General features: G+C 61.4%; 10 protein-coding genes. 2 read left to right on the forward strand and 8 right to left on the reverse strand.

The genetic code is table 11. From position 1 onward, the window contains the following. Positions 1-960, forward strand: a complete 960-nt coding sequence (locus tag ACZZ0G_RS21835; protein WP_463557481.1) for an alpha/beta hydrolase — start codon at positions 1-3, stop codon at positions 958-960. A 1,290-nt stretch (positions 961-2,250) separates the two neighbouring features. On the opposite strand, the gene ACZZ0G_RS21840 is transcribed toward ACZZ0G_RS21835, so the two are convergent. The 5 genes from ACZZ0G_RS21840 to pvdM form a co-directional block, all read right to left on the reverse strand. Beyond that, on the reverse strand, positions 2,251-4,713 hold the full coding sequence (locus ACZZ0G_RS21840; protein WP_463557482.1) for a TonB-dependent siderophore receptor: 2,463 nt from the start codon (positions 4,711-4,713) through the stop codon (positions 2,251-2,253). Positions 4,714-4,830: 117 nt separating this feature from the next. Further along, positions 4,831-6,480 (reverse strand): cyclic peptide export ABC transporter, encoded by a 1,650-nt coding sequence (locus tag ACZZ0G_RS21845; RefSeq protein WP_463557483.1) that lies wholly within the window; start codon positions 6,478-6,480, stop codon positions 4,831-4,833. A 145-nt stretch (positions 6,481-6,625) separates the two neighbouring features. Further along, positions 6,626-7,534 carry a dihydropyoverdine dehydrogenase gene (gene pvdO, locus ACZZ0G_RS21850; RefSeq protein ID WP_038365326.1) on the reverse strand — a complete coding sequence of 303 codons (909 nt, stop codon included), beginning with the start codon at positions 7,532-7,534 and terminating at the stop codon, positions 6,626-6,628. A 31-nt stretch (positions 7,535-7,565) separates the two neighbouring features. Next, positions 7,566-8,846, reverse strand: a complete 1,281-nt coding sequence (gene pvdN / locus ACZZ0G_RS21855; RefSeq protein ID WP_463557484.1) for a pyoverdine-tailoring periplasmic protein PvdN — start codon at positions 8,844-8,846, stop codon at positions 7,566-7,568. Beyond that, entirely contained in the window at positions 8,843-10,213 is a 1,371-nt protein-coding gene (pvdM, locus tag ACZZ0G_RS21860; RefSeq protein WP_463557485.1) for a pyoverdine-tailoring dipeptidase-like protein PvdM, read from the reverse strand. The genes pvdN and pvdM overlap by 4 nt, the downstream gene beginning before the upstream one ends. 186 nt (positions 10,214-10,399) lie before the next feature. On the opposite strand from pvdM, the gene pvdP reads away from it, so the two are divergent. Continuing rightward, a complete protein-coding gene (gene pvdP / locus ACZZ0G_RS21865) occupies positions 10,400-12,019 on the forward strand; it encodes a pyoverdine maturation tyrosinase PvdP (protein WP_463557486.1) in 1,620 nt (539 codons plus the stop codon). A gap of 131 nt (positions 12,020-12,150) precedes the next feature. Here pvdP and ACZZ0G_RS21870 read toward each other — a convergent pair whose 3' ends face one another. The 3 genes from ACZZ0G_RS21870 to ACZZ0G_RS21880 are packed head-to-tail and all read right to left on the reverse strand — an operon-like array spanning position 12,151 to position 16,696. Beyond that, positions 12,151-13,542, reverse strand: coding sequence for an efflux transporter outer membrane subunit (locus ACZZ0G_RS21870; RefSeq protein ID WP_463557487.1), 1,392 nt, complete (start codon positions 13,540-13,542; stop codon positions 12,151-12,153). Between the two features lie 7 nt (positions 13,543-13,549). Next, positions 13,550-15,523: a MacB family efflux pump subunit gene (locus ACZZ0G_RS21875; RefSeq protein WP_463557488.1), complete on the reverse strand. Its 1,974-nt coding sequence runs from the start codon at positions 15,521-15,523 to the stop codon at positions 13,550-13,552. Further along, positions 15,524-16,696 (reverse strand): efflux RND transporter periplasmic adaptor subunit, encoded by a 1,173-nt coding sequence (locus ACZZ0G_RS21880; protein ID WP_463557489.1) that lies wholly within the window; start codon positions 16,694-16,696, stop codon positions 15,524-15,526. Between the last annotated feature and the right edge of the window lie 13 nt (positions 16,697-16,709).

Here is a 16,709-nt window from a genome sequence, read left to right on the forward strand (position 1 = left end):
ATGTCCTTGAATCCTGATATCGCCGCCTTCTTGCAACTGGTCGGCAACGGCCGGGCCAGTGGCAAGCGCGTCGGCATGCATGAGTTGAGCCCGGCCGAAGCCCGCGAGCAATTCGATCAGTCGTCGCTGTTGATGGACGCCGGCGGCGAAGAGCTTGAGGTGGTGGATGAGCTGCAATTTCCCGTGCGCGATGGCACGTGTCTGAACGCGCGGATCTACAGCAATCAGCCATTGAGTAGAGGTGCCGGGCGTCCGGCGCTGTTGTATTTCCATGGTGGCGGTTATGTGGTCGGCAGCCTCGATTCCCATGATTCTTTGTGCCGGGCGTTGGCCGCGATGGCCGATTGTGTGGTGCTGTCGGTGGCTTATCGATTGGCGCCGGAGTTTCGTTTTCCGACCGCAGCCGAAGATGCCCGCGATGCCTGGGACTGGCTGCTGGCCAGCGCCGCCGATCTGGGCATCGATGCCGCGCGCCTGGCGATTGCCGGTGACAGCGTCGGTGGCAGCCTGACCACGGTGCTCGCCGCGCAACTGGCGGATGCCGCTGTGCAACCGCGCTTGCAGGTGCTGATCTATCCGGTTACCGATGCCAGTCGCAGCACGCCTTCCATCGAGCAGTTCGGCGAAGGGTATCTGCTGGAGAAGGCTTCGCTGCAGTGGTTTTACGAGCACTATCAGCGTGATGCCAGCGATCGTCTCGATCCGCGTTTTTCGCCGTTGCTGGCGGAGGTTAACGCTAACGTTGCGCCGGTGCTGTTGGTGTTGGCCGAGTGTGATCCATTGCATGACGAGGGCGTGGCGTATGCGCGTCATTTGCAGGCGGCAGGGGTTGCGGTGGAGCTGAAGGTTTATGAGGGGATGACCCATGACTTCATGCGCATGGGGGCGATTATCGATGAGGCTGAAGAGGCGCAGGAGCATATTGCTCGGCGCTTGGTAGAGGTGTTTGCTGTGGCTTGACCGGGGGGGGAGGGTGAATATCCGTTGCTGCGGTAACGGCCACCTAGGGGTTCGCCCTTACGGCGACTCACTTTTTTTACAAACGCCTAAAAAAAGTAAGCAAAAAAACGCTTGCTCCTACGTACGGCCCGCTCGCTAAAGCTCGGGGTTCCTTCGCTCCGGGCTCCATCCGGGCGCAGCGCCTACGGTTTGCTTCGCTGCACCTCCTCTCGCTGTGTTTGGCTGCGCCAAACGGTCGCTGCGCTCCCACCCCCGGATGAATCCCTCCACTCAGCCTTCCGACGTCGCTCGTGGATCAAGATCAAGATCAAGAGCAGGCGAGCTGACACTCGGCCTATTGAGTGGTGAGGAGCGGGTGTTCGGCTTTGGTTTTGTGGTGGATTCGCCCCTCACCCCAGCCCTCTCCCGAGGGAGAGGGAGCCGATTTATGGACTTTTCAGAATCTGAGTTCAACGCGGTATCGCACGTCGGCGCAGCTCGCCCAAATACCCCGATCAGTCCCCTCTCCCTCCGGGAGAGGGCTAGGGTGAGGGGCTTTTGATCTGTTTCAGAATCTGAGTTCGACTCGGTACTTCACGTCGGCGTATCTCTCCCAAATACCCCGATCAGTCCCCTCTCCCTCCGGGAGAGGGCTAGGGTGAGGGGCTTTTGATCTGTTTCAGAATCTGAGTTCGACTCGGTATTTCACGTCGGCGTACCTCGCCCAAACACCCCGATCAGTCCCCTCTCCCTCCGGGAGAGGGCTAGGGTGAGGGGCTTTTGATCTGTTTCAGAATCTGAGTTCGACTCGGTATTTCACGTCGGCGTACCTCGCCCAAACACCCCGATCAGTCCCCTCTCCCTCCGGGAGAGGGCTAGGGTGAGGGGCTCTTGATCTGGCTTGTGATCCTGCTGTGGCTTTTGATCTTTTGCCCCATCGGCAGGCCGAGCGGAGGTGTTCATCCGGGGGTAGGCGCGCAGCGCCGTGCGGCGCAGCCGCATACATCGAGAGGAGGTGCAGCGAAGCAAACCGTAGGCGATGCCCCCGGATGGACACCGTAGCGAGGGAACACTGAGCCTAAGCGAAGTGCCGTACGTTAGGGGCAAAGCCTTTTGGTTCCTTTTTGGCGTTTGAAAAAGGGACTCGCTGTAAGAGCGAAACCGCCAGCGGCAGCACCCGAAGCAACGGATATACACCCGAAAACCCAAGATCCCAAAACCGCAAGAACTTGGTCAGCCCACAGGCCGCCAAGCCCAAATCAGCCAAAAAAACGCCGGCAAATGCCGGCGTTTCAGTGAGCGCTAAACGTATTACCAGTTGTAGGTCACATCAGCCGTCATGGTACGACCTTCACCGTAGTAGCAGTCGAGCGTACCGTTGCACGCGGCAACGTACTTCTCGTCGGTGATGTTCTGCAAGTTAGCCTGCAGCTTCACACCTTTGACATGCAGCGGCGATTTTTCCAGGTCGTAGGAAACCATTGCGTCATACACGGTGTAGGACGGTACCTGGAAGGAATCCGACTCATAGTCCGAGCCGTAGCTTTGTTGTACGTAACGAGCACCCAGGCCCATGCCGAAACCGGCCAGAGCGGTGGAGATGTCGAAGTCGTAGTTGACCCACGCGGAGGCGGTCAACGGTGGACGCATGGCCAGGGTACGACCTTCGCGACCATCGTTGTCTTTCTCCCATTTGGTCTGGTTACGCGATACCGCGGCCAGCACACGCAGGTTATTGGTGACATTGACCTTGCCTTCCAGTTCGACACCACGAGACCGCACGGTACCGCTCTGGGTGCTGAACCCCGGATTGTTCAGGTCGCTGGTCAGCATGTTGTCCTGGTCGATCTGGTAAGCCGACAGTTGGATGAAACCATCGATGAAGGTCGGCTCGTACTTGATACCGACTTCGTACTGCTTGCCGGTGGTCGGTTCGAAGGCGCTGCCGCTCATGTCCGTACCGGTTTGCGGCAGGAACGATTCGGCATAGCTGACATAAGGCGTGATGCCGTTCTCGAACTCGTAACCCAGACCGGCGCGACCGGTGAACTTCTCGTCCTTCTGGTTGCTGTGGCCACCGGACAGCGGTTGCTTGTTGTCGGTTTCGGCGAAGTCGTAACGACCGCCGAGGGTCAGGAACCACTGGTTCCAGCGCAGTTGATCCTGAGCGTACAAGCCAGTCTGGGTGATGGTGTTATCCCACTTGTACGGCTGGCGGAAGTTGATCGCGCTGGCATACACCGGGTTGTACAGGTCGATACCCGGCGCAGTGCGGTCGTACAGACCGAGGAACTTCGAGTTGAAGTGGTAGTAGTCCACGCCCAGCAGCACGGTGTGGTCAATATCGGCAGTCTTGAACTTGGCCTGGGCGATGTTATCGATGCCGTAAACCTTGTTGTGCTGCGACCAGTCCACCGCGTAACGGCTCTGGAAACTGCTGTCGTTGAGGCCGGTAACCGGGTTGGTCGGGAACGAGTAGCCGTGCAGCGGCGCAACGTACTGGTCGTTGACGTCGGCATAACGGGCATTCTGCTTCAGGGTCCAGACGTCGTTGAGTTCGTGGGCGATTTCGTAACCGACCACAAACTGCTCGCGGTGGTACTTGTTCACGTCCGGCTCGCCGATGAAGCGGCTGCGACTGATGCGACCGTTGGAGGTGCTCTTGACCGTGCCGAACGCTGGCAGACCTTGAGCTTCCGGCACGTCGTGGTCCTTCTGGTACTGGCCGAACACGGTGATGGTGGTGCGGTCGTTCGGCAGCCAGGTCAGGCTTGGCGCCAGCATCATGCGGTTCTGGCTGGCGTAGTCGATGGCCGAGTTGCTGTCGTTGACCACACCGGTCAGGCGATAGAGGAATTCACCCTGATCGTCGATCGGGCCGCCGAGGTCGAAGGCACCGTAGGCGCGGTCATAGCTGCCGCCGCCAATTTTGATTTCATGCAGCGGTGTCGCGGTCGGACGCTTGCTGACCATGTTGACGATGCCGCCTGGCTGGTTCTGGCCGTACAGTACCGACGCCGGGCCCTTGAGCACTTCGATGCGTTCCAGGGTGTACGGGTCGATCTGCAGCGAACCGCCGGTGCTGCCACCGCCGTAAGGCATGTGCAGGCCGTCGAGGTACAGCGGAGTAGGGGAGAAGCCGCGCGAGGTCGGCTCGTCGAAAATTTTCACCCGGTCGGCGAAGCCACCGCCCGTCATGCCTGGGGTATAGCGCAGGGCCTCGGTGACCGACTGCGAGCCGCGCATCTTGATTTCGTCTTGGGTGACGACGTTGATCGTCTGCGGGATGACCTTGATTGCCGTATCGGTCTTCGAACCGGTGGCGCTGCGTTTGGCGACGATGCCGTCGACCGGACCCCAGGCCGATTCCGCGGTAGCGGAGATGTTGGTCGGTGCCAGATCGAGGCTGGCGCCGCTGTTGCTGCGCGAACGCAAGGCGACGTTACTGCCTTCAACGCTGTAGGCGATGTCAGTGCCTTGGAGCAACTGCGCGATGGCGGCAGTCGGTTCCAGGTTGCCGCTGACCGCGCTGCTGCGCAGACCACTCACTTCATCCGGGCTGTACAGCACCTGAAGGTTGGTCTGGCGACCGAATTCCTGCAAAGCGCTCCCCAGCGACTGGGCAGGAATATTGATCGCCACCGCCGCAGCCTGCGCTTGGCCGATCATCGGCAAGGTCAGGGCCATGGCGCACAGTGCTGGCAATGTGGAACGGAAGGAACGGCGGATCAGCAGAGCCTTGGCGAGCGGGTGGAGTCCGTGCGGTGCGGGCATTATTCTTCTACTCTTCAAAGTGTTGACTGAGAACTATTTCTATTAACTGTAAATAAGACGTTGAACCTTCCGAAAACCGGAAAGGCTCAACGCACTTTTTTTACAAATTTTTCACAATCAGGCGGGTTGAAGCTCGGTGACTACTTTGCCGGCGCTCATGCGCACCAATTGGTCGGCGACATCGAAGTAACGATCGTCGTGGGAAATGACGATGATGGTTTTGCCAAGACGCTTCAGATCAGGCAACAGCTCGGTGTAGAAAATGCGGCGGAACGTCGGATCCTGGTCGGCGGCCCACTCATCGAACACCAGCACCGGGCGCTCTTCCAGCCACGCGTTGATCAGCGCCAGACGCTTGCGCTGCCCGGTGGACAGGTCGGTGGTGGTGAACGAGCCGTCCCGCACGCTGACCTTGTGGGCGATCTCCAGACGCTGCAGGTATTTGTTGGCGTCCTCCGGAATGTGCGTGTCGCCCTGTACCACGTCGTCGAACAGGTAATAGTCGGCGAAGATCGTGGTGAACAACTGGCGATAATCGTCGCGGGTCGCGGCGTCGATGACCTGCTCGTTGAGGCGGATCTCACCCTGCTGCGGCGCGTACAGGCCCAGCAGCAGTTTGATCAGGGTGGTTTTGCCACATCCGTTTTCGCCGACGATGAAGATGATGTCGCCTTGTTCGATTTTCAGGTTCACCGGGCCCAGGCGGAACGGCGCCGCGCCTGCCACGGTCGGGAAGCTGTACGACACATCGGTCAGTTCCAGGCTGTGCACGACTTTGTTTTTCGCGCCTTGCTCGCTGAGCAGCAGGTGCGGTTCGGGCGAGGAGAATTGCTCAGACAGATCGGCGATGCGGCGGAAGGCGATCTGCGCCCGGCTGACAATCGGCAAGGTGCTGATCAGATGTTCCAGCGGCCCCTTCATGTACAGCAACACCAGCACGAAACCGCTGATCACTGCTTTATCCGCGCTCGGCCATAGCGATTGCAGGCCCAGCGCCAAACCGATCACCACGAAAAACAGCATCGAGCCGAGGGTTTTGGCGATGACGAAAATATTCACCGAACGCACTTGGGTGTCGCAGATCTTGTTCGCGGTGCCTTCGATGCCGGAAACGAACATGCGATGCCGGCGAGGGCGGTGGATGCGCAGTTCTTTCGCGCCTTCAGCCACGGCGTGGTAGTTCTTCTGCAACTCGTCTTCGTAGTCACGGGCCTTCATGAAACCCTGCATGCCGCGCCCGCGGGCAATGTACTGAATGATCGTGCTGAGCAGAATCGCCACCACCACCATCAGAAACATCGGCAATGACAACATCGCCAGGTAGCCCATGCAGCCCAGCGTGACGGTCATGGAAATCGCCAGCGGGGCAAAGGCGAAAGCGAAGTCGCTGATGGTGTCGACGTCGTGGGTCAGCACCGGAATCAGGCGATGGCTGCGGTAGCGCTCGATCTGCTCAATGGGGGCAGAAAGGACTTTCTCGCCCAGTTCCTTGCGCAGTTTGGCAATGATGTGCTGACCGACATAGTTGGTGCCGATGTCGGAGAAAATCGAACTGGTCAGGGCCAGCAGGCACAATCCGGCGAAGACCGCGACCACGGTGTTGCTCAGGTCGCCTTCGGTGTGCAGCACGCTGTTGATGGTCGCCAGCAGCGCGGTGACACTCAGACCACCGACCATGCCGAGCAGGGTCGAGACGGTCACGATCAGCCGAAAGGGTTTGAGCAGGGCGAACAATTCTTTGATCACCCCGCGTGTTGGTTTGCTCATGGAGGTTCCCTGCTTGAAAAAGCGGCGAAGGCCGGCATTGATCGCGGACTTCGCCTGGATGACGTAGAGGGCGGTGGCGCACCGTGGCGGTTCGCGCTCACCTGTAAAACGACTGGCAGGACGGCTAATTTAGCCGGCGATGGCGTTACAGATCGCGGGCGACGCGAAAACCGATCCAGTCGCCGCGCGTGTCGGTGTAGGTGGCGTTGCGGTTGCCAGAGCGGGAGAACACCGGCGCTTCGCCCCAGTCGTTGCCACGGATGCGGCGGATCTCGCATTTGCCGCTCAGCCAGGCACTGCCGTCGCTCGGTGCGCCGACGTAGTTTTCGTTGTAGCAGTCGGCCGTCCATTCATAGATGTTGCCGTGCATGTCGTACACGCCGAAGGCGTTAGCCGGGAAGCTGCCGGCCGGCGCGGTGAAGTTGTAGCCGTCGGCAGCGCCGTAAGTGTTGGCGTGTTTGGCGATGCTGTATTCCTTGCCTTCATCGAAGGGGAAGGGGAACGGCCCGCTGCTGCCGCCACGGGCGGCGTATTCGCGCAGGGATTCGCTGACCAGTCGGTATTGTTTGCCAGTCTTTTTCGACAGCCACGCCACGTACGCTTCGACTTCAGGGAAGTCCATGCACACCGCTGGATGTTTGTCGGTGTACTGCTTGCGCGGGTCGCTGCCCTGATAGTCGGGAATGCCGGCCTTGCACGCACGACCTGGACGGGTGTCGCCGTCGGGCATCTTGTAGCCGCTGTCCTTTAGGTAGGCGTCCCACTCACCGCGCAGCACTTGAAAGCGGCTGATCGCCAGCGGCTGGGCAAACGTCACCGGGTGCATCGGGCCTTCGTCAGGCTCGCGGCCGACTTCATCGTCCGGGGTGCCCATGGTGAAGGTGCCGGTGGGCAGCACGACCATTTCCGGGCAGTCCTTGCAGTCCTTGAACACCTTGCCCGGCGCCGGCGGTGTGGCGGCCTGGGCAACGCCAGGCAGCAGGCCGGCGGCGAGGGCGGTGAGCATCAGCGCCGGCAAGGTCTTGAGGGGGAAACGACGCAGTTCACTGTTCATGGCGGGTCTCGCTAAGAGGAAAAGGGAGCGCTCAGAGGGCTTGGTCGAGCACGGCCAGCAGACGGTCGATTTGTGCTTCGTCATTGAGCAGCCCGGGTGCGGTGCGGATTACCGGGCCGACATCGCGGTGGACGGCATCGGCGACCACACGGTTGGCCATCAGGTGCGCAGCGATCTTGTCGCTGTCCTTGCCCTTGACCCGGAAGAACGTGAAGCCGGCGGACAGCTCTGGACTCAACGGCGTGACGAGCTCGATTTGCGCGCGTTGTTGCAAGTGCTGTTTCAGGTAGCTGTTGAGCGCGTGAATGCGCGCTTCGACGTCGGCCTTGCCCAACTGCAGGTGCAACTTGAACGCCTCGTCCAGCGCCCAGCGGTGCTCGAACGCGTGGTAGCCACCGGGGGTCATGGTGGTGGAAAACGCAGTCGCCTCGGAGAACGTCGGAATGACCGGCGTGACGTATCTGACGTCTTCGAAGCGGCTGCAAATGATCCCGGTACCCCGTGGGCCGAACATCCATTTGTGCGTGCCGGCAATGAAGAAGTCGCAGTTCATTTGCGCGAAGTTCAGGTTGTCGACGCCGAAGCCGTGCACGCCGTCGACCACGTAGACGATCCGGTCGGCATCGCTGCGGCCGCGATTGTGCTTGTCGACAATCGCGCCGATCTCGCCGATTGGCAGCTTCAGACCGCTGCCCGAATGCACCCAACACATCCCCAGCACACGGGTTTCGGGGCGGATGGCGTTGTCGATATTGGCGAGGATTTCGGCTTTGCTGGTCTGGTGAACATCTTTGAACAACGCAATCTTGCGCACCCGCGTGCCGTCGCGTTCGGTGCGCAAGGCGAGGATGGTGTGGGTGGCGTAATGTTCGTGGGCGGTGGTGAGAATTTCCTGATCGGGGCGCACGTGCACACCGCCGTAGATGGTCGCGAGGCCTTCGGTGGTGCTGCCGGTCAGCGCGATCTGTTTGGCGTTGGTCTGCAAGTAGCGAGCGGCCCAGACCCGCACGTTTTCCTCGCGCTGTTCGATCACGCCCAGGTCCCAATCCATCGCCAGACCGGGATTTTTGTCGAGGGCCGCGCGATGCTGTTCAATCGCCTCACGCACCGGTTTGGGGTGCGAGGTGATCAGGAAGTTGGAGAAGTGCAGGTAGTCGGGATCCTGATTGAACAGCTGTTGCAGTTGCGCCCATTTGTTGCGCGGCAGCGGTGCAGTGGTTGCAGCACTGGCGAGCGTGGGCAAGCTTGCACCCAGTGGCAGCGCCGCAGCCAGTATCCCGGCCTGCTTCAGAAAATCGCGACGATTGCTCATGGCTTGGCGGTTCCCGGCGCGGTGGCCAGTGCCGGTTTCGCGGCTTTCTCGACCTGATCCCAGACCCGCAGGAAGTTGCCGCCCCAAAGCTTGGCGATATCCGCCTCGGAATAACCGCGCGAGATCAACTCGGCGGTGACGTTGCGGATTTCGCCAACGTTCTCGAAACCTTTGACGCCGCCACCTTCGTTGAAGTCGGAGCTGATGCCGACATGGTCGATGCCGATCTTGCGTACTGCGTAATCGATGGCGTCGCCCAGGTCCTTGAGGCTGGCTTTCGGCTCTTCTTCGAGGATGCCGTAGAGGCGGCCTGCGTACTGGCCGAACTTCTGCTCGGACCACGCTGCAATGATCGGATCGCCGGGCATCAATGCCATGGCGAGGTTCGGCAGCGGCGGCAGATCGAAGTCCTTGCGCATTTCATTGAGCTTGTCTTGGGTGGCCTGAGTCAGTGGGCGCAGGTACTGCGAGAACGCAACAATCTGCACCACGCCACCGCTGTTCTTGATCAGTTGCATTTCCTTGTCGCTGAGATTGCGCGGGATGTCGACCATCGCGCGCGGCGCCGAATGCGAAGCAATCAAAGGCGTGCGACTCAGTTGCGCGACCTGCTCGAGAGCCTTGGTCGACATCTGCGAGACGTCGATGATCACGCCCAGATCGTTGAGGCGCTTGACCGCTTGCTTGCCCAGATCCGAGAGGCCGTCGAGGGCGTCCGGTGAATCGTTGAGGAACGGCAAAGGACGCGATGAATCAGCCCAGTCGTTATTGCCGATGTAGCTGAAGCCGAACATGCGCATGCCGCGCGCCGTCCACATGTCCAGCAGGCTCAGGTCGTGGCCCAGGGGGTAGGCGTTGAGCATGCTGATGAAAATCGCGAATTTGCCTTCGCCGTGCAGGCGCCGGAAATCGTCCGGGGTGTAGGCGATGGCGACTTGATTGGGGTAGTCGCGGACCATGCCGGAAATGATTTTGAAGCGAATTTCCTGCTGATTGCGCGCCTCGTCAACGAAGCCGGGAGTTGGCTTGTGCGGTGCGTTCGGGCCGTTCCACATTTCCGGCCAGCCGAAGATGGTCAGTGCTGCACCCGACAGGCGCCCGCGATTGGCCTTGGCCAGATCGAACTGGCCGTCACCGTCCTTGTCGGCTTCGTGGCCGTCGGTGCCGAAGTTCTGCGTCAGGCTGACATGGCTATCGAAAGAGAGCATGCGTTCGTGCAGCTCATCCGCCTGTTTCATGACTTTGACCGGATAGCCGAGGTCGTCCTTGAACCAGTGTTGCCATACGGCAAAGCCTGCGCCGGCGCTGATCGCCAAGGCTAACGGCAGGCCAATGAATAGAGCCTTTTTCGAACGTGGTTTTGTCATTGCCATCTCAGTCGGGTTCGCCATTGAGGTGCAGGCGCGGGGGCCTTTGCTATCTGGGAAGAACGAGTGATCGGCAGGGAAATTTAGGCCGGCTGCGCTGTGGCGAAAACGCGCGCTTAAATTTGCCGCGGCAACAAACGTTCTAGCTTGGATAAAGCCTGCTTCATGGCTGACACAGGTAGGGCAATGAAGATTTCTCGACGATGGTTCATGGCAGGCCTGGCGCTGACGGGCGCTGCCGTGCCGGCGGCTTACTTTGGGCATCGTGAATGGACGAAGCCGGATCCGACGATCACGCCGGGCGAGGCCTCTTTTGATGTGGCGGACACGGCCGGTCAGCGCCTGGCGAACGCCTTGCGCGGGGTCTGGGAGATCCGTTTCGAAGGCGCTGACGCAGGGCTCGAAGGCTTGCCGCAGAAAGGCCTGCAAGTGTTTCTCGACATCGGTCATAAAGGCCGGGGCGTGTGCGGTTTTCTCGATACGCCGGCGCGTTTGCGTTCCGGCGAAACACCGCGTTACCGAATTCTCGGTGATCTGGCCAAGGCCGATGCGGCGAAACTGAGTTGGCGGCTGATCGGCGCTGATGGGCAGATCAGCTATGAGCTGGACATGATCCTCGATGAGGTCTGGGCCGACTTCGGCAATGCCGGCAGCGGCACCCTCAGCGGCAAAGCGCTGCGCCTGGATCGACCGTTGAATTTGCCCGCGCAGGACAACCGCTTCGTCGCGGTCAAACAGCTGTTTCCCGAAGCCCGCGAGCGCACGCCGCTGAACGCGACGCTGCTGGCCTGGCTGATTTCCCCCGAGCATCGCCTGTTCCACCAGTTGTGGCATGCGACGCGCGACAAGTGGCACAAGCTTCCCGAGGACAAGCGCGAGGCGCTGCGGGGGATTGGCTGGCAGCCCGGGCCACGTGACAAGGAGCGTGATGCCCGTGGCCCGCGCAAGGATCGCAACGGCTCGGGCGTGGACTTCTTTTTCATGCATCGGCACATGCTCGGTACGGCGCGTTCCATGCAGGATCTGCCGTCCTGGGAGTACTTTCCGCTGCCGCAACCTGAGCTGATCCGCGATCGCATCGGTTTCGCCCGCTACTTCGATAACCACGACGGCACGGCGTTGCCGCCGACGTGGACGGCGGCGGGCGATGATGAGTTCAGTCAGTGGGTCAGCGACATCAAGACCGCCGAGACTTACGAAAGCAACTTCCAGGTCTGGGAGTCGCAATACCGCGATCCGGCGTATCTGGCGAAACTCACGTTGGGGCAGTTTGGCTCCGAGGTTGAGCTGGGACTGCACGACTGGTTGCACATGCGCTGGGCCTCGGTGCCGCGTGATCCTTCCAATGGTCAGCCGGTACCGTTTGCGCGGGATCCGGCAGACTTCGCCGCGCGCTGGTACAACGCCGAAAACGACTTCCTCGGCGATCCGTTTTCATCCCACGTCAACCCGGCGTTCTGGCATTTTCATGGCTGGATCGACGACCGGATCGAAGACTGGTTTCGCGCCCATGAGCGTTTTCATCCGGGTGAGGTCAGCCGTTTGCAGGTCAATGGCGTGCAGTGGTTTGCACCGGGGCGCTGGGTCGAGGTCGATGATCCGTGGCTGGGGCCGATCACCCATGGCTGCAGCACCACGCCGGGCCTGCAGGTGGGCAAGTCGGTGGAGATGGATCCGGAAACCATGAAACTGGCCTTGCGCATCACCTTCATCACCGACGAGGAAAAACTCGCCGGGCTGTTCCGTCGCGTGCCGCAACGACCGTGGTATGCGCGCAATCTGAAGGCTAAAACCAGCCCGGCTTGAGGGCTGCGTCATCGTTCATTAGCGAGCAGGCTCGCTCCCACAGGATCTGGTGTTGATCGCAGATTGTGAAAGCACCGCCAATCATTGTGGGAGCGAGCCTGCTCGCGAAAGCGGTCTGCCAGGCAACGCAATTACTGCGTCTGCCACCCACCACCCAGTGCCTTGTACAAAGCAATGCTCGCCTGCACCCGCGACAGCCGCAGTTGCGCATTCTGATCCTGTGCGGCGTACAGCGTGCGTTGGGTTTCCAGTACCGTGAGCAAATCTTCGGCGCCGGCCTCATAGCGACTTTGCGCGATGTTGAAAGCGCTCTGGGCCTGATTCAATTCTTCGTTCTGCCACAACCGCTGTTCATCCAGACGACGAATGCTGTTGAGGGCTTTTTCCACGTCGGCAAAGCCATTGATGATTGCGCCACGGTAGGTTTCCAGCAGCTCTTGCTGGCGCGCCGTGGCCTTGTCGCGTTCGGCGCCGAGGCGACCGTTATTGAAGATCGGCGCGACCAGCCCGGCGGTCAGGTTATAGAACGGGCTGCGAATCAGATCGTCGAACTGATTGGCGCCGGAGCCGAGCTGGGCAGTCAGGGTCAGCGCCGGCAACATCGCCGCACGGGCAACTTTGACGTCCGCTTCGGCCGCAGCCAGTTGCGCTTCGGCACGAGCGATGTCCGGACGACGGCTGAGTAGCTCGCTGGGCACGCCGGCGGCGATGTCTGGCCATTGCAGGTGATCGAAGGACTCCGTCGGCGACAGTTGTTGTACCGGTCGGCCGAGCAGGGCGGCAAGGCTGATCAGTGCTTCCTGGGCCTCCTGTTGCACGCGCGGCAATTGCCACTGCTGGGCGGCGACCAGGCTTTTCTGTTGCGCCAGTTCCAGCGCGGTCGCCGAGCCTGAATTGAACCGCGTCTGCACCAGTTTCAGCACGCTTTGTGCGTTGGCCAGATTGAGTTCGGCGATGCGGCTCTGCTCGCGCAGCGACAAGGTCTGCGCATAGGTGCTGGCCACGCCGCTGAGCAATGTCAGCTCGACGGTCGCGCGGTCGAATTCGCTGGCCTGCAAGGTGAACTGCGCACTGTCCCGGGACGCGCGTTTGCCACCCCAGAAATCGATTTCGTAAGTGGCGCTCAGATTGGTGTCGAAATAGTCCACGGCTTTGTTGCTGCTGTTGGCATCGAGCTGGCTATAGCCATTGCCGCGCAGCAGTTTCTGCCGGTTGGCGTTGAGCCCGGCCTTGACCTCCGGCAGCAACGAGCCGCCAGCGATCACCGTGCCGGCCTGCGCCTGGCGCACGCGGGCAACGGCGGCCGCGAGGTCGAAACTGCCGACGCGGGCCTGTTCGATCAGACGATCCAGCTCGGGACTGCCGAACTGCGTCCACCACTGCGGGTTGTTGCGGGCGCTGTTCGCACTGTGTGGCGATTGCCAGGTTGCGGGCGCTTGCACGCCACTGTCAGGACGCTGCACGGGACTGCCGCAGGCGCTGAGGATCAGGCACACGGTCAACAAACTGAGGCGCGGTTTCATAGATCGATCATTCACTGGTAAGGGCCGTGACCGGGTCGAGCCGGGCAGCTTTACGGGCCGGCATGAAGCCGAAGACAACGCCGGTCACGAGTGCGCAGGCGAAAGCGCCGAGCACCGCCAGCAACGAAAATGCGACAGCCACTTCGCTGAGGATCAGGACACCGCCGACGATCAGCGCTAGGGCAATCCCGGCGATGCCGCCGACCACCGAGAGCATCACTGCCTCAGTGAGAAACTGGCGCAGAATGTCGCGTTGGCGCGCACCGGTGGCCATGCGGATGCCGATCTCGCGGGTACGCTCACGCACGGTCATGAGCATGATGTTCATCACGCCAATGCCGCCAACCAGCAGTGAGATGGCGGCAATCGAACCAAGCATCAGCGACAGGGTGTTTTGCGTACGGGCTTCGGCCTGGATCATCGCGGCGTTGTTGGTCAGTTCGAAATCCTTCTTGCCATTGTGCAGGCGCAGCATCAGTTGCTCGATGGCCTGTTCGGCGTCCTTGACCTTACGGGCGTCGGTGGCGGCGATGGCCACGTATTCCGGATCGCGTGTGCCGAACAGCCTGACGCTGGCGGCCGAGTAGGGGATGGCGATGCGGTTGTCGCTGTCAGAGTCGCCGGAGCTGGCGCCTTTTTCCGCGAGCACGCCGACCACCTGAAACGGTACGTTTTCGATCAGGATGAATTGGCCGATCGGGTTGATCACATCCTTGAGCAGTTTGCTCCGCACTTTGTGGCCGATCACCGCTACCGCAGCGGCGTTCGCCTCGTCGGCCTCGGTGAAGTAGCTGCCTTGCACCACTGGCCAGTTGAAGATCGCCGGGAAGTTGGTGTCGTTGCCGCCGACGTAACTCAAATGGTCGGCATTGCCAAACCGCACGCCAGCCTCGGCGCCGTTGACCGGCATGATCCGTTGCACTTGCGGCAGGCTCGCCAGCGCGCGGACGTCGTCGAGGGTGATGATCCCCGGTGGTGTGCGCGGGTTGGGCGCCGAACCGCTGAGGTAAATGATGTTCGAGCCGAACGCGCCCATCTGCGCCATGACCTGACGCTTGCTGCCTTCGCCGACGGCGAGCATCACCACCACCGAAGCCACGCCGATAATGATGCCAAGCAGGGTCAGTGCGGTGCGAAAACGGTTGATCCACATCACCCGCCATGCGGCGTGCAAGGCGTCCACCAGTTCACCTTTCCAGGCGCCAGTGGCTTCGGCGCCCTCGACCAGACGCTTGCGCAGATCGACGGCTTGCAAGGCGCCGGGGTTGGCGCTGGTCTGGGCTTCGGGGTTGTCCCTGGCGCTGTCACTGATGATCAGGCCATCGCGGATTTCGATGATGCGTTTGGCCCGCGCCGCCACTTCGCGATCGTGGGTGATGAGAATGACGACATGGCCCTGGCTCGCCAGTTCGTCGAGCAGCGCCATCACTTCTTTGCCGCTGTGGCTGTCGAGGGCGCCGGTCGGTTCATCGGCGAGAATAATGTGCCCGCCGTTCATCAAGGCGCGGGCAATCGACACCCGTTGTTGCTGACCGCCGGAGAGCTGATGCGGGCGGTTGCCGGTGCGTGAGGCGAGGCCGAGACGGTCGAGCAGGGCGGCGGCGCGAGCATGGCGTTCGGCGGCAGGAGTGCCGGCATAGATCGCCGGCATCTCGACGTTTTCCTGGGCCGAGCCGGACGGAATCAGATGATAACCCTGGAACACGAAGCCGAAGGCTTCGCGGCGCAGCCACGCCAGTTCATCGCTGTCGAGGCCGGCGACGTTTTCCCCGGCGAAGCGGTATTCGCCGGACGTCGGGCGGTCGAGGCAGCCGAGGATGTTCATCAGCGTCGATTTGCCAGAGCCTGAGGCGCCGACGATGGCGACGAACTCGCCAGCGTGGATCGACAGGTCGATGCCGCGCAGAACGTGAACTTCAGGCGCGTCGCCGCCGCCGTAGGATTTGCGAATGTCCTGCAGGTCGATCAGGGGCGTTTGCATTTAACCCCCGTTGCCGTCAGCCGGGCCGATCAGCAGATGATCGCCTTCGTTTAGACCGTCGAGAATCTGCACTTTGAGCCGATCGCTGATGCCGGTGCGCACTTCGCGGGATTCGATTTTGCCGTTGGCGGCGACCACTTGTGCGGTTTGCAGGTTGGCCGTGGCGCTGCCTTGCAGAGCAGCCACTGGTGCAGTGAGAACGTCCTTGGCCTGATTGGCGACGAAGAACACCTGGGTGGTCATCTCCGCCATCAGTGCGTTGTCGGCGTTATCGACGTCGAGCAAAACCGTGTAAAGCACGACGCGAGCGCTGCCGCTTTTACTGCTGCTGGCCGGGCTGCCGCCGCCCTGGCTGGTCTGATCCAGCGGTTTTGGCGGTACCGGCAGGATTTGCCGTACGGTGCTGCTCCAGCGCCGATTGCCGCCGCTGAGGGTGGTGAAATAGGCGGTCATGCCCGGTTTGACATGGCCGATATCCGCCTCGGAAACTTCTGCCCAAACGGTCATCGGCGACAACTTGGCGATGCGCAGAATCAACGGCGTCTGCTGTTGCGCGTTGAGGGTCTGGCCTTCGCGGGCATCAAGGGCGACCACGGTGCCGGCCATGGGCGCGTAGATTCGCGTGTAGCCGAGCTCGGCCTGATCGCTGCGCAGACTGGCTTCAGCCTGGCGGATCTGCGCCTGGAACATGTCGATGCGCGCCTGGGTGGCTTTCAATTCAGCGCGGGCGGTCTGCACGTCTTCTTCGCGAGTCGCGCCGCCGGCCGCCAGATTCTGCTGGCGCTGATACTTCTGCTGCGCCAGTTCATGCTGGGCACGTTGTTCCTGCAGTTGCGCCTTGAGGTTTTCGATCGAGAAGCGGCCGGCATCGAGTTTGGCCTTTTGCGTCGATGGATCGATCTCCACCAGTAATTGGCCTTCCTTGACCACGTCGCCGACTTCGACATGGATTTTCTGGATCTGCCCGGAAGCCTGCGCACCGACATCCACGTAACGACGCGGCTGCAGTGTGCCAAGCGCGGTGACGCTGCTTTCGATGTCGCCACGGGTCACTTGCACGGTGGCGAATTTATCCCGGCCTGGCGGCAGGATCTGCCACGCGGCATACGCGACAGCGGGGATCAGACAAAGGACTACGAGCAAGGCGCGTCGGGCGGGGCGGGGACGTTTCATGCAGGGTTCCGGC

The sequence above is a fragment of the Pseudomonas sp. AC169 genome (assembly GCF_979258515.1).